The sequence below is a fragment of the Mycobacterium sp. IS-1264 genome, from assembly GCF_001954195.1.
Taxonomy (GTDB): Bacteria; Actinomycetota; Actinomycetes; order Mycobacteriales; family Mycobacteriaceae; genus Mycobacterium.
The window spans coordinates 242,994-254,686 of the sequence record NZ_MBES01000074.1 but is presented as its reverse complement, the minus strand read 5'-3'; the positions used below and the strand labels follow the sequence as shown (position 1 = coordinate 254,686).

Genomic DNA, 11,693 nt, shown 5'->3' with positions numbered 1-11,693 from the left:
ATCGTCAACGGCCGGCACTGAAGCCCCGTCTGTCACTTGTTCACCCGAGGGCCGCGGCTAGGGATGTGCCCGCCTCACAGCGACAAGCCGGACGGCTGGGGATCGGGCCTGGTCACCGGAGATCCTCCGGATTGTCGCTCTGAGGCGGGCACATCCCTAGCCGCGGCCCTCGGGTGAACAAGTGACAGACGGGGCTTCAGTGCCGGCCGTTGACGATGTCGACGAACAGCTGGTGGATGCGGCGATCGCCGGTCACCTCGGGGTGAAAAGCCGTCGCCAGCATCCGGCCCTGCCGCACCGCAACGATGTGCCCCGCGGCCCGGGCCAGCACCTGCACGCCGTCACCGGCGCGCTCGACCCACGGCGCGCGGATGAACACCGCCCGCACCGGGCCGTTGAGCCCCGCGAACTCGATATCGCCCTCGAACGAATCGACCTGCCGTCCAAAAGCATTGCGCCGCACCGTCATATCTATCGCGCGCAGCGGCAGCGCCTCGCGTCCGCCCGCGCCGGCGTCGAGGATCTCGCTGGCCAGCAGGATCATGCCGGCGCACGCGCCGTAAGCAGGCAGGCCGTCGGCCAGCCGCGCCCGCAGCGGCTCGAGCAGGTCGAGGTCGAGCAGCAAGTGGCTCATGGTCGTGGACTCGCCGCCGGGAATGACCAGGCCGTCGATCGCCTCGAGCTCGCTGCGCCGGCGAACCGGCATGGAATCGGCGCCGGCTTCGCGCAGCGCGGCGAGGTGCTCGCGGGTGTCGCCCTGCAGCGCCAGCACGCCGACCCGTGGTGCGCTCACTGTGCCCTCACTGTTCAGAAGGCCGGAATCCGCGCTTATAGCGGGTCAGCCCCTCCTGCATGACGGCCGCGACCATCTCGCCGGTCTGGGTGAAGATCTTGCCCTGCGTGAGCGCGCGACCGCCGCTGGCCGACGGCGAGCTCTGGTCGTAGAGCAGCCACTCGTCGGCCCGGAACGCCCGCATGAACCACATCGCGTGGTCGAGCGACGCCACCTGCAGGTGCTCACGCACGTCGAGGTGGGTCACCTGCGCCGAGCCCAGCAGAGTGAGGTCGCTCATGTAGGCCAGCGCGCAGATGTGCAGCACCGGATCGTCGGGCAGCGGGTCGCGGTGGCGAAACCACACCTGCTGCTGCGCGGCCTTCCCGGGCGACAGCTGCAGCCGGTCGCGCGGCACGATGCAGACGTCCCACTCCTCGAACTGCTTGAACCCCGCATCGTCGAAGACCTTGATCGAGTTCAGCCCGGGCAGCCCGTCGGGGGGCGGCGCGGCCGGCATGGGGTCCTGGTGGTGGATGCCTTCCTGATCGGTCTGAAACGACGCCCCCATGCTGAAAATGATCTCGCCGTGCTGGATGGCGTTGACGCGCCTGGTGGCAAACGAGCCGCCGTCGCGGGTGCGCTCGACGATGAAGACCGTGCGCGCCAGGGCGTCCCCGGGCCGCAGAAAATAGCCGTGCAGCGAGTGCACTTGGTACTGCGGGTCGACGGTGCGCACCGCCGACACCAACGACTGGCCGGCGACGTGACCGCCGAAGGTGCGTTGCAGGAATCCGGATTCCGGGCTGAACACGCTGCCGCGGTAGATGTTGACCTCGAGTTGCTCGAGATCAAGGATCTCTTCGATCGCCACGGCTACGAAAGTCGGCTCTTCGCGCAAGCGCTCATCGCTATTTTTTACCAGCCGCGTTCGGCGAGGCGATGCGGCTGCGCGATCTGCTCCACGTTGATGCCGACCATCGGCTCGCCCAGGCCGCGGGACACCTTGGCCAGCACGTCGGGGTCGTCGAAGAAGGTGGTGGCCTTGACGATCGCGGCGGCGCGCGCCGCGGGGTCGCCCGACTTGAAGATGCCCGAGCCGACGAACACGCCCTCGGCGCCGAGCTGCATCATCATCGCCGCGTCGGCGGGAGTCGCGATCCCGCCCGCGGTGAACAGCGTGACCGGCAGCTTGCCCGCGCGGGCCACCTCGACGACGAGTTCGTAGGGCGCCTGCAATTCCTTTGCGGCGACGTACAATTCGTCTTCGGACAGCGACGTCAGCCGTCGGATCTCGCCGCCGATGGCCCGCATGTGGGTGGTCGCGTTGGAGACGTCTCCGGTACCCGCCTCGCCCTTCGAGCGGATCATGGCCGCGCCCTCGTTGATGCGGCGCAGTGCCTCACCGAGGTTGGTCGCGCCGCACACGAACGGCACCGTGAACTTCCACTTGTCGATGTGGTGGGTGTAGTCGGCGGGGGTCAGCACCTCCGACTCGTCGACGTAGTCGACGCCGAGGCTCTGCAGGATCTGCGCCTCGACGAAATGCCCGATGCGGGCCTTGGCCATCACAGGGATGGTGACCGCGGCGATTATGCCCTCGATCATGTCGGGGTCGCTCATCCGCGACACCCCGCCCTGGGCGCGGATGTCGGCGGGCACCCGCTCCAGCGCCATCACCGCGACGGCGCCGGCGCCCTCGGCGATGCGGGCCTGCTCCGGGGTGACGACGTCCATGATGACGCCGCCCTTGAGCATCTCGGCCATACCGCGCTTGACCCGGGCCGTTCCCGTGGCCTGATTCGACTCCACTGGCTTCTTCTTTTCCTCAGACATTGCGCTTCCACTCTAGTGGTCAGCGACAAGCGGGTTTTCTCGCGATCAGCGGATCGACTCGAGCACGCCGGGGTTGCGGGCGTCGTCCGCCAGCCGGAGGGCCGCGGGCAGCAGTTCGCCGAGTTGCAGCGGGTAGACCTGTTCGCCGGCCGCGGTCAATTCCGCGATGTCGTTCGCGTCACACCACCGGGCGCCGTGGATGTAGCGGCGTTCCAGCTCGGTGCGTCCCGCAAGGGACGGCTCGAACCGCCGCGTGCGATGCACCAGGTAGAACTCCTCGCTGTCGATCAGGGTGCCGTTGAACTCGAACACCTCGTCGCGCCGCCAGATCGGCCCGACCATGTCGGCCGCCTCGACGCGCAGGCCGGTTTCCTCGGTGAGCTCCCGGGCGGCGGCCTCGGCCAATCGTTCGCCGGGGCGCACCTCGCCGCCGACGGTGAACCACCACCGCGGCGCGCTGCCGTCGGTGATCGCCGGATCCGAACCGCACAGCAGCAGCACCGCGCCGGTTTCGTCGAGCAGCACCACCCGCGCGGAGGTGCGGTGGCTGGGCGCGCCGTGGTGGCTGTGCGCCAACGCGTGGGGGCGTTCCACGATCTCGAAATAGCTTGGCAGCGCGGCCGTTCCACCGAGCCGCAAGGCGCGCACCATGCGCCGCTCGGCCAGGGCGAGGGTGTCGCGCACCGCGTCGTTGTGGAAACGGCGGGCCAGCAGCAGGCGTGCCTCGGCGTCGGCGAGCTCGGCGATCAGGCCCGCGGGCAGCGACGCCGGATCCACCATCGCCAGCGCGGCCGAGAGCTCGTTTTCCGCGTTCTCCCGCGCGTGCCGGGGCGCGCGTTCCGCGGCGTCGGCCAGGGCGGCCAAGCGCCTACCTTCCGGCGCCCCGCCGTAGGCGTCGATCGCGACCGCGCGGGCCACCACCGCGCGCCGCGCCAGCGCGCCGTCGAGCGCCTGCCAGGACAGGTCGTAGCGAACGTTCAAGCGGTCCAGCCGGGTGGCCCGCTGATAGGCCCACGCGGCGCACACCGCCAGCACCACGACCAGCGCGACAACGGCGACGATCAGCCAGACCATCAGCTGGCCACCTGAACTTTGGCGCCCGACCCGGCGACCGTCTCGTACACCCGCATGATCTGGCTGGCCACCACCGACCAGTCGTAGCGACGGACCGCCTCGGACGCGGCCGCCACATAGCGCTGCCGCACCACATCGTCGTCCAGCACCTCGATCAGCGCGTCGGCCAGTGCGCCGGCGTCGCCCACCGGCACCAGGCCGCCCAGTTCGCCGTCGCGCAGCACGCGGCGGAACGCGTCGAGGTCGCTGGCCACCACCGGGGTGCCCGCGGCCATGGCCTCCACCAGCACGATGCCAAAGCTCTCGCCGCCGGTGTTGGGCGCGCAATAGACGTCGGCGCTGCGCATCGCCGCGGCCTTGCCGGCGTCGTCCACCAGCCCGAGGAAACGCATGTGCTGCGCCAATTCGCCCGCCTGTTCCCGCAATTCGTCCTCGTCGCCGTGACCGACGATCAGCAGCTGGACGTCGGAAAAGCGCTCGACCACCCGGGGCAGCGCGTCGAGCAGGACCGACATGCCCTTGCGCGGCTCGTCGTAGCGGCCCAGGAACAGCACCGTCTTGCCCGGCCGCGGATAGCCGTCCAGCGGCGCGGCATGGGCCAGGGAATCGACGTCGACCCCGTTGGGGATCTCCACAGCGTCGGAGCCCAGCGCCTCCATCTGCCAGCGCCGCGCCACGTCGGACACCGCGATGCGGCCGACGATCTTCTCGTGCCAGGGCCGCAGCACACCCTGAAACACCGACAGCGTCAGCGATTTGGTGGTCGAGGTGTGAAACGTCGCCACGATCGGGCCCTCGGCGACCCGCAGCGCCCACATGGACAGGCTGGGCGCATTCGGCTCGTGCAGGTGCAGCACGTCGAATTCGCCTTGGGTGAGCCACTTTCGGACCCTGCCGTGGACCGCCGGACTGAACTGGAGCCGCGCGACCGATCCGTTGTAGGGAATCGGGATGGCCCGCCCGGCGGAGACGACGTAGTCGGGCAGTGACACGTGCGGCGACGCCGGCGCCAACACGCTGACCTCGTGCCCGCGGGCGCGCATCACCTCGGCAAGTTGCAGGACGTGCGACTGCACCCCGCCCGGTACGTCGAACGAGTAGGGACAGACCATCCCGATGCGCATCAGGCTTCCTTCAGCCGCGCCCGCCGGGCATCGGACACATCGGCCAGCCATTGCGGCTGCATCATGTGCCAGTCGGCCGGGTGAGCGGCGATGTTCGCGGCGAACTGGTCGGCCAGCGCCTGGGTGATGACGCGCACGTCGCCGCTGCTGCAGTCCAGCGCCGGGTGTATCGAAATTGCCCAGCCTTGAACGTCTCCGTCCTCGAACCAGCAGTGCACCGGCAACAGGGCCGCCCCGGTCGCGATCGCGAGCTTCGCCGAGCCCGCCGGCATCCGGGTGGCTTCGCCGAAGAATTCGACTTCGACGCCAGTGCGGGTGAGGTCGCGCTCGGCCATCAGGCACACGGCTCGGTTGTCCCGCAGCCGTTCACACAGCACCTCGAAGGGGGGCCGTTCGCCGCCGGACAGCGGCAGCACCTCGAAGCCGAGCGTTTCGCGGTACGCGATGAAACGGTTGTAGAGCGACTCCGGTTCGAGTCGCTCGGCGACGGTGGTGAAAGTGCCGAAGGTGTGGGCCAGCCAGACGCCGGCCATGTCCCAGTTGCCGCTGTGCGGCAGCGCCATTACCACCCCGCGGCCCGCGGCCAGGGCCTTTTCCAGGTTGTCGATCCCCCGGACCGAATCGTGCAGCCGGCGGGCCAGTTCGGGCAGATTCATGGTCGGCAGGCGGAACGCCTCACGCCAGTAGCGGCCATAGGAGGCCAGCGAGGCGCGCATCAGTTCGTCGGGCACGTCGGCCGGCGCGACGCCGATCACGCGGGCCAGGTTCTTGCGCAACTGGTCCGGCCCACCATTGCGCGCCGCGTAGCGCGCCCCGGTGTCGAACGCGGTGCGCGCGGCGAATTCCGGCACGGCCCGCACCGCCATCCAGCCCGCCGCGTACGCCCAGTCGCTGGCGTGCCGGCCCATCAAGCGGCCCGCGAACCTGCGCGGCAGGTCGAAGACTTTCAGGCCGGCCGGGGTGGCGATCACGGCTGGCCCGTTCCGGGCGGAATGGGATCGGTCGCGCCGGGCGAACTCCGCGCCCTGTGCAACCGCTGCACGCACGTGACGAGGCTGGCCGCGGCCAGCAGCCACATCGCCACCGGCAGCGCCCACGGCAACGGGTACACCGGAAGATCCGACAGCCCGGCGCCGACCAGCACGATGATCAACCGCTCCGGGCGTTCGATGATGCCGCCGTCGCCGCGCAGCCCGCTGGCTTCGGCCCGGGCCTTGACGTAGGGGATCACCTGCGACGTGACCAGGCAGATCAGGGTCGCAACCACCAGCAATTTGTCGTGCAGCCCGAACGCGATCCACCACAGCAGCCCGCAGAACACGGCGCCGTCGCTGATGCGGTCGCACGTCGCGTCGAGCACCGCCCCGAAGCGGGTGCCGCCCCCACGCTCGCGGGCCATCGCGCCGTCGAGCATGTCGAACAGGACGAAGAACCAGACCACCAGCGTGCCGGCGAACAACTTGCCCATCGGGAACAGCGCCAGCGCGCCCGCCACCGCGACGACGGTGCCCAGGATGGTGACGACGTCCGGCGTCAAACCCATCCGCAGACACGCCCGCGCCGTCGGGGTGCTGATCCGCGTGAACGCGGCCCGCGACAGGAAGTGCACCTTGCTCATGGTTGCCGGGCCCACTCCGTGGCCAGCAGCTGACGCGTTTCGCGCAGCAACTGCGGAATCACTTTGGCGCCACCGACGATGGTGATGAAGTTCGCGTCGCCGCCCCACCGCGGCACCACGTGAACGTGTAGGTGTTCGGCCAGGGAACCACCCGCCGATGTGCCAAGGTTCATCCCGACGTTGAAGCCGTGCGGGTGCGACACGTTCTTGATGACGCGAATTGCCTTCTGGGTGAACGCCATCAGCTCCGCGCTCTCCGCGTCCGTCAGGTCCTCGAGCTCGGAGACCCGCCGGTACGGCACCACCATCAGGTGCCCGGGGTTGTACGGGTAGAGATTGAGCACGGCGTAGACGAGTTCGCCCCGGGCGACCACCAGGCCGTCCTCGTCGGGCAGCCGCGGGATGTCGGTGAAGGGCTGCTCGGTGTTGGCGTTGTCGCGCTTCATCGGCGCCTCGGCGAGGTAGGTCATCCGGTACGGCGTCCATAACCGCTGCAGGTGATCACTCTCGCCGACGCCGGTGTCGACGATGGTGTCCTCCGCTTCCTCCCGACTGCTCACGGCCCGACCACTTTCACCAATTCCGCTGTGGGAGCGGCGTTCTCGCGATCGGCTATCCACTTGACGATCGCATCGACCGCGCTGTCGCGGGGCACGCCGTTGATCTGCGTGCGGTCGCCGAAGCGGAAGCTCACCGCCTCGGCGGCCACGTCGCGGTCGCCGGCCAGCAGCATGAACGGCACCCGCTGGCCGGTGTGGTGGACGATCTTCTTGGCCATCCGGTCGTCGCTGCCGTCCACTTCGACCCGCACCCCGTGCGACTTCAATTGGGCGGCAACCTCTTCCAGGTAGGCGATGTGCTCGTCGGCGACCGGGATGCCGACCACCTGGACGGGTGCCAGCCACGCCGGGAACGCCCCCGCGTAGTGCTCGGTGAGGATGCCGAAGAACCGCTCGATCGACCCGAACAGCGCGCGGTGAATCATCACCGGGCGCCGCCGGCTCCCGTCGGCGGCGGTGTATTCCAGCTCGAAGCGCTCCGGGAAGTTGAAATCCACCTGGATGGTCGACATCTGCCAGCTGCGGCCCAGCGCGTCGCGGGCCTGCACCGAGATCTTCGGTCCGTAGAACGCGGCGCCGCCGGGATCAGGAACCAGTTCGAGGCCCGACTCCCGGGCGACGTCGGCCAGCGTGGCGGTGGCCTCCTCCCACACTTGTTCGGAGCCGACGAATTTGTCCGGGTCCTTGGTGGACAACTCCAGGTAGAAGTCCTCCAGCCCGTAGTCGCCGAGCAGCTCGAGCACGAAGCGCAGCAGCGAAGCCAGCTCGTCGTGCAGCTGTTCGCGGGTGCAGAAGATGTGCGCGTCGTCCATGGTGAATCCGCGGGCGCGGGTCAGCCCGTGCACCACGCCGGACTTCTCGTAGCGGTACACCGTGCCGAACTCGAAGAGCCGCAACGGAAGTTCGCGGTAGGAGCGCCCACGCGAACCGAAGATCAGCGTGTGCATCGGGCAGTTCATCGGCTTGAGGTAGTAGTCCTGGCCCGGCTTGCGCACCGTTCCGTCGTCGTTGTATTCGGCGTCGAGGTGCATCGGCGGGAACATGCCGTCGGCGTACCAATCCAGGTGGCCCGAGGTGTGGAACAGCTGCGCTTTGGTGATGTGCGGGGTGTTGACGAACTCGTAGCCGGCCTCGATGTGCTTGCGCCGCGAATACTCCTCCAGCTCCCTGCGCACGATGCCGCCTTTGGGGTGGAAAACCGCTAGGCCGGAACCGATTTCGTCGGGAAAGCTGAACAGATCCAGCTCGGCGCCCAGCTTCCGGTGATCGCGGCGCTGGGCCTCCTCGATCAACGTCAGGTGGTGCTCGAGCGCCTCCTGCGACTCCCACGCGGTGCCGTAGATGCGTTGCAGGCTGGCGTTTTCCTGGTCGCCGCGCCAGTAGGCCGCGGAGCTTCTGGTCAGCTTGAACGCTGGGATGTGCTTGGTGGTGGGGATGTGCGGGCCGCGGCACAGATCGCCCCACACCCTTTCGCGGGTGCGGGGATTGAGGTTGTCATAGGCGGTGAGTTCGTCGCCGCCGACCTCCATGACGTCGGGGTCACCCGACTTGTCGTCGACGAGTTCGAGCTTGTAGGGCTCGTTGACCAGCTCCTCGCGCGCCTGCTCCTTGGACTCGTAGACCCGCCGGGAAAACAGCTGGCCGTCCTTGACGATCTGGCGCATCCGTTTTTCCAGCGCCTCCAGGTCCTCCGGAGTGAACGGCTCGGCCACGTCGAAGTCGTAGTAGAAGCCGTCGGTGATGGGCGGTCCGATGCCCAGCTTGGCTTGCGGGAACAGGTCCTGCACGGCCTGCGCCAACACGTGCGCGGTGGAATGCCGGATGACGCTACGGCCCTCGTCGGTGTTGGCCGCCACCGGAACGACCTCGGCGTCGGCGTCGGGTGCCCAACTCAAGTCACGCAGCTTCCCTTCGGCGTCGCGCACCACCACGATCGCGTCGGGAGTCCCCCGGCGCGGCAACCCCGCCTCACCGACCGCGGCAGCCGCGGTCGTCCCGGCAGGCACCCGGATCGGGGCTGCTGGGGCTGGGTTTGCGGGGGCACTCATCGGGTTGGGTCTCCAAGGCTGGGGTGGCGTGCTTGATCGTTGCAATGCTATCGGGGTGGGAGTATCAGGGCTGCCCAGGCTTGAGCCGCACGAACAGGGCGTCGGCTTCGGTCAGCAGGGTGTCGCCGTCGCTTAATCGGCCCGACACGAAGATCTTGCGCCCGTCCACCCGGTCGACCCCGGCATCGATCTGTAGTTCCTTTTCGATCGGCACGATGTGGCGGTAGTCGATCTTGAGGTAGGCGGTGCGCTGATAGGGACCTCCCGTCAGCACCGCCGACGTCAGCCCGAGCACGGTGTCGAACAGCAGCCCCAACGCCCCGCCGTGCACTGCGCCGTTACGGCCCAGATGAAATCGGGCGAAGCGGGCCCAGCCGTGGATCCGGCCGTCCTCGCCCTTGCGCGCCGACATGGGCACCGTCAGGACGTTGCCCCGCATGGGCAGATCCATCCGGCGGCCCGACGGTGAGCGCCATTCGTCGCCGTCGAACGGAGCCAGCAGCGCCGACACCTTCTCCAGTTGGTCCGCCGCCTCGGCGATCACCTCGTCGGGCGCGTCGACGGCGCGGGCGTGGTCCTGCAGCTTGCGTACCGCATCGACGAACCGGCCGTAGTCGGGCCCGCCCTTGACCGTCGGTTCGGGCGGGTTGAATCCACCGCCGGGGTGTTTCTGATGGTCGCCGCCCACCAGGACACCGTATTGCGTGGCTACTGCGCTCCGGCAGCCGCCAGGGTCTCGAACTCGTCGTCGGACAGGGTGATCTCGGCGGCGGCGACGTTCTCCTCCAGGTGCGCCACCTTCGACGTGCCCGGAATCGGCAACATCACCGGCGACCGCTTCAGCAGCCAGGCCAGCGCCAGCTGCGACGGCGTCGCGTCATGGTCGGCGGCGATGCGTTGCAGCGGGCCGTCCGGGGCGGCCAGCGGCCCGGCGGCCAGCGGGAACCACGGGATGAAGCCGATGCCCTGGCCGGCCGCGTAATCCAGCAGCGGTTCGGCGCCGCGCGACGACAGGTTGTACATGTTCTGCACCGACACGATCTGCGTGACCTGCTGGGCTTCCTTGAGCTGATCGGTGTTGATCTCCGACAGGCCGATGTGGCGGATCTTGCCCTCGTTTTTCAGGTTGAGCAGCTCGCCCACCTGGTCGGCCAACGGGAAGTTCCGGTCGATGCGGTGCAGCTGGAAGAGGTCGATGGTGTCGACGCCGAGGCGGCGCAGGCTCATCTCGGCTTCCTGGCGCAGATAGCTCGGATTGCCGAGCGGGATCCACACGTCCGGGGCGGTGCGCAGCAGCCCCGCCTTGGTCGCGATCACCAGCCCGTCGTAGGGATGCAGCGCCTCGTGAATGATCTCCTCGGAAATGTAAGGCCCGTAGGAGTCGGCGGTGTCGATGAAGTTCACCCCGAGTTCGGCGGCGCGCCGCAACACCCGCACGCATTCGTCACGATCGGCGGGCGGGCCCCAGACGCCCTGGCCCGTCAGGCGCATGGCGCCGAAACCCAGTCGGTTGACGGTCAGGTCGCCGCCAATGGTGAACGTTCCGGAAGCTTGGGCTACGGTCTGCGCGGTCACCCCTACGACCGTACGCCGCCGGCGTGACCGCGCGTCCCCGCGTGGCAAGCTGAGGACGTGGACCTACAAGCGCTAGAAGAACTTCCGCTGACGTACTCGGAGGTGGGCGCGACCGCGGCCCTCGAGCTGCCCGCCGGATACGGGCACCTCCATACCCAGCGCCAAATCGGCACGGGCAGGCAACGTTTCGAGCGGGCCGCCGACGCGGTCATGCGCTGGGGCATGCAACGCGGCGCCGGCCTGCGGGTGCGGGCCAGCTCGGAGGTCGCCGAGGTCGACACCGTGGTGTTGGTGCGAATGGGCTTTCTGCCCGCGCCGTGCCGCGTCGTTTACGTCATCGACGAACCGGACATCCGCGGGTTCGCCTACGGCACCCTGCCTGGCCATCCCGAGTCCGGCGAGGAACGCTTCGTGGTGCGCCACGACCCGACCACCTCCGCGGTGTTCGCGGAGGTGTCGGCATTCTCCCGGCCCGCGACCTGGTGGAGCAAGGCCGGCAGGCCACTGGTATCGGTGGCCCAGCGGATCATCGCGAGGCGATACCTGCGCGGGGTGTGACGGGCGCGGTCAGCGCGCTGCGACACCGCCCCCGGTGCTGACGCCGATGCTGCCGCTGTGCACGGCCTGCGCCAGCCGGCCCAGCGCCACGGCGCCGACCAGCAATCCGAAGTCGCGCAAGGCGATGTCGTAGAAGCCGGACAGGGTCAGCAGGTCGATGATGATCCCGGCCAGCCAGGCCGCGACCACCCAGGCGCCGATCCGGGGCGCGATCGCGACCAGCACACCGGCCGCGATTTCGATCACGCCCACCACATACATCAGCTGGTCCGCGGTCCCGGGCACCAGATTGTCGATCCAGGGCGCCAGATACATGCTCCAGTGATGCGGGTGTGTCAGCACGTTGAAGAACTTGTCCAGCCCGAACAGGATCGGCGCGATCGTGAACACGGTGCGAAGCACGAGGTACGCCGAATAGGCCGGATCCTTCAATTGACCGGCCAGGCCTGGGCTCGCTCCGACTCGCCGAGTAGCCACAATTGCCTCCATTTCTAACGGATAATAATTCGAACGTTAGAAGCTGTAGAC

The 11,693-nt window shown here is 68.7% G+C and carries 13 protein-coding genes; 1 reads left to right on the top strand and 12 read right to left on the bottom strand.

What is annotated here, in order from left to right; translation table 11 throughout:
• Positions 1 to 196: 196 nt before the first annotated feature.
• From pdxT to A5744_RS19770, 11 genes are all read right to left on the bottom strand, one after another.
• On the bottom strand, positions 197 to 793 hold the full coding sequence (gene pdxT, locus A5744_RS19820; protein WP_076063906.1) for a pyridoxal 5'-phosphate synthase glutaminase subunit PdxT: 597 nt from the start codon (positions 791 to 793) through the stop codon (positions 197 to 199).
• 7 nt (positions 794 to 800) lie between these two features.
• Positions 801 to 1,646: an acyl-CoA thioesterase II gene (gene tesB / locus A5744_RS19815; protein ID WP_076063904.1), complete on the bottom strand. Its 846-nt coding sequence runs from the start codon at positions 1,644 to 1,646 to the stop codon at positions 801 to 803.
• Between the two features lie 44 nt (positions 1,647 to 1,690).
• Positions 1,691 to 2,608 carry a pyridoxal 5'-phosphate synthase lyase subunit PdxS gene (pdxS, locus tag A5744_RS19810; RefSeq protein ID WP_076063903.1) on the bottom strand — a complete coding sequence of 306 codons (918 nt, stop codon included), beginning with the start codon at positions 2,606 to 2,608 and terminating at the stop codon, positions 1,691 to 1,693.
• Positions 2,609 to 2,653: 45 nt separating this feature from the next.
• Complete coding sequence (locus A5744_RS19805; RefSeq protein ID WP_076063901.1) at positions 2,654 to 3,682, bottom strand: NUDIX domain-containing protein; 1,029 nt, start codon at positions 3,680 to 3,682, stop codon at positions 2,654 to 2,656.
• A complete protein-coding gene (locus A5744_RS19800; RefSeq protein ID WP_076063899.1) occupies positions 3,682 to 4,806 on the bottom strand; it encodes a glycosyltransferase family 4 protein in 1,125 nt (374 codons plus the stop codon). Before A5744_RS19800 ends, A5744_RS19805 begins: the two co-directional genes overlap by 1 nt.
• Positions 4,806 to 5,714: a phosphatidylinositol mannoside acyltransferase gene (locus tag A5744_RS19795; protein WP_139331430.1), complete on the bottom strand. Its 909-nt coding sequence runs from the start codon at positions 5,712 to 5,714 to the stop codon at positions 4,806 to 4,808. Before A5744_RS19795 ends, A5744_RS19800 begins: the two co-directional genes overlap by 1 nt.
• A gap of 59 nt (positions 5,715 to 5,773) precedes the next feature.
• The gene (pgsA, locus tag A5744_RS19790; RefSeq protein ID WP_076063955.1) at positions 5,774 to 6,424 is read right to left on the bottom strand and encodes a phosphatidylinositol phosphate synthase; all 651 of its coding nucleotides are present in this window, start codon (positions 6,422 to 6,424) and stop codon (positions 5,774 to 5,776) included.
• Positions 6,421 to 6,984, bottom strand: a complete 564-nt coding sequence (locus A5744_RS19785; RefSeq protein WP_076063896.1) for an HIT domain-containing protein — start codon at positions 6,982 to 6,984, stop codon at positions 6,421 to 6,423. The genes pgsA and A5744_RS19785 overlap by 4 nt, the downstream gene beginning before the upstream one ends.
• On the bottom strand, positions 6,981 to 9,032 hold the full coding sequence (gene thrS / locus A5744_RS19780) for a threonine--tRNA ligase (RefSeq protein WP_076063894.1): 2,052 nt from the start codon (positions 9,030 to 9,032) through the stop codon (positions 6,981 to 6,983). The genes A5744_RS19785 and thrS overlap by 4 nt, the downstream gene beginning before the upstream one ends.
• A gap of 64 nt (positions 9,033 to 9,096) precedes the next feature.
• Positions 9,097 to 9,723, bottom strand: coding sequence for a PaaI family thioesterase (locus A5744_RS19775; protein WP_076063892.1), 627 nt, complete (start codon positions 9,721 to 9,723; stop codon positions 9,097 to 9,099).
• Between the two features lie 17 nt (positions 9,724 to 9,740).
• A complete protein-coding gene (locus A5744_RS19770; RefSeq protein WP_076063889.1) occupies positions 9,741 to 10,607 on the bottom strand; it encodes an aldo/keto reductase in 867 nt (288 codons plus the stop codon).
• 57 nt (positions 10,608 to 10,664) lie between these two features.
• Here A5744_RS19770 and A5744_RS19765 point away from each other — a divergent pair, with 57 nt between their 5' ends.
• On the top strand, positions 10,665 to 11,165 hold the full coding sequence (locus A5744_RS19765) for a DUF1990 domain-containing protein (RefSeq protein ID WP_076063887.1): 501 nt from the start codon (positions 10,665 to 10,667) through the stop codon (positions 11,163 to 11,165).
• 9 nt (positions 11,166 to 11,174) lie between these two features.
• Here the strand turns inward: A5744_RS19765 and A5744_RS19760 are convergent, their stop codons facing one another.
• The gene (locus A5744_RS19760) at positions 11,175 to 11,654 is read right to left on the bottom strand and encodes a DoxX family membrane protein (protein ID WP_139331422.1); all 480 of its coding nucleotides are present in this window, start codon (positions 11,652 to 11,654) and stop codon (positions 11,175 to 11,177) included.
• Positions 11,655 to 11,693: the final 39 nt, after the last annotated feature.

What these genes read in the sequence shown, in the direction of transcription:
- pdxS (WP_076063903.1), bottom strand. Translation starts at nt 2,608, where the DNA reads ATGTCTGAGGAAAAGAAGAAGCCAGTGGAGTCGAATCAGGCCACGGGA.
- A5744_RS19805 (WP_076063901.1), bottom strand. Translation starts at nt 3,682, where the DNA reads ATGGTCTGGCTGATCGTCGCCGTTGTCGCGCTGGTCGTGGTGCTGGCG.
- A5744_RS19800 (WP_076063899.1), bottom strand. Translation starts at nt 4,806, where the DNA reads ATGCGCATCGGGATGGTCTGTCCCTACTCGTTCGACGTACCGGGCGGG.
- A5744_RS19795 (WP_139331430.1), bottom strand. Translation starts at nt 5,714, where the DNA reads ATGGGCCGGCACGCCAGCGACTGGGCGTACGCGGCGGGCTGGATGGCG.
- pgsA (WP_076063955.1), bottom strand. Translation starts at nt 6,424, where the DNA reads ATGAGCAAGGTGCACTTCCTGTCGCGGGCCGCGTTCACGCGGATCAGC.
- thrS (WP_076063894.1), bottom strand. Translation starts at nt 9,032, where the DNA reads ATGAGTGCCCCCGCAAACCCAGCCCCAGCAGCCCCGATCCGGGTGCCT.
- A5744_RS19760 (WP_139331422.1), bottom strand. Translation starts at nt 11,654, where the DNA reads ATGGAGGCAATTGTGGCTACTCGGCGAGTCGGAGCGAGCCCAGGCCTG.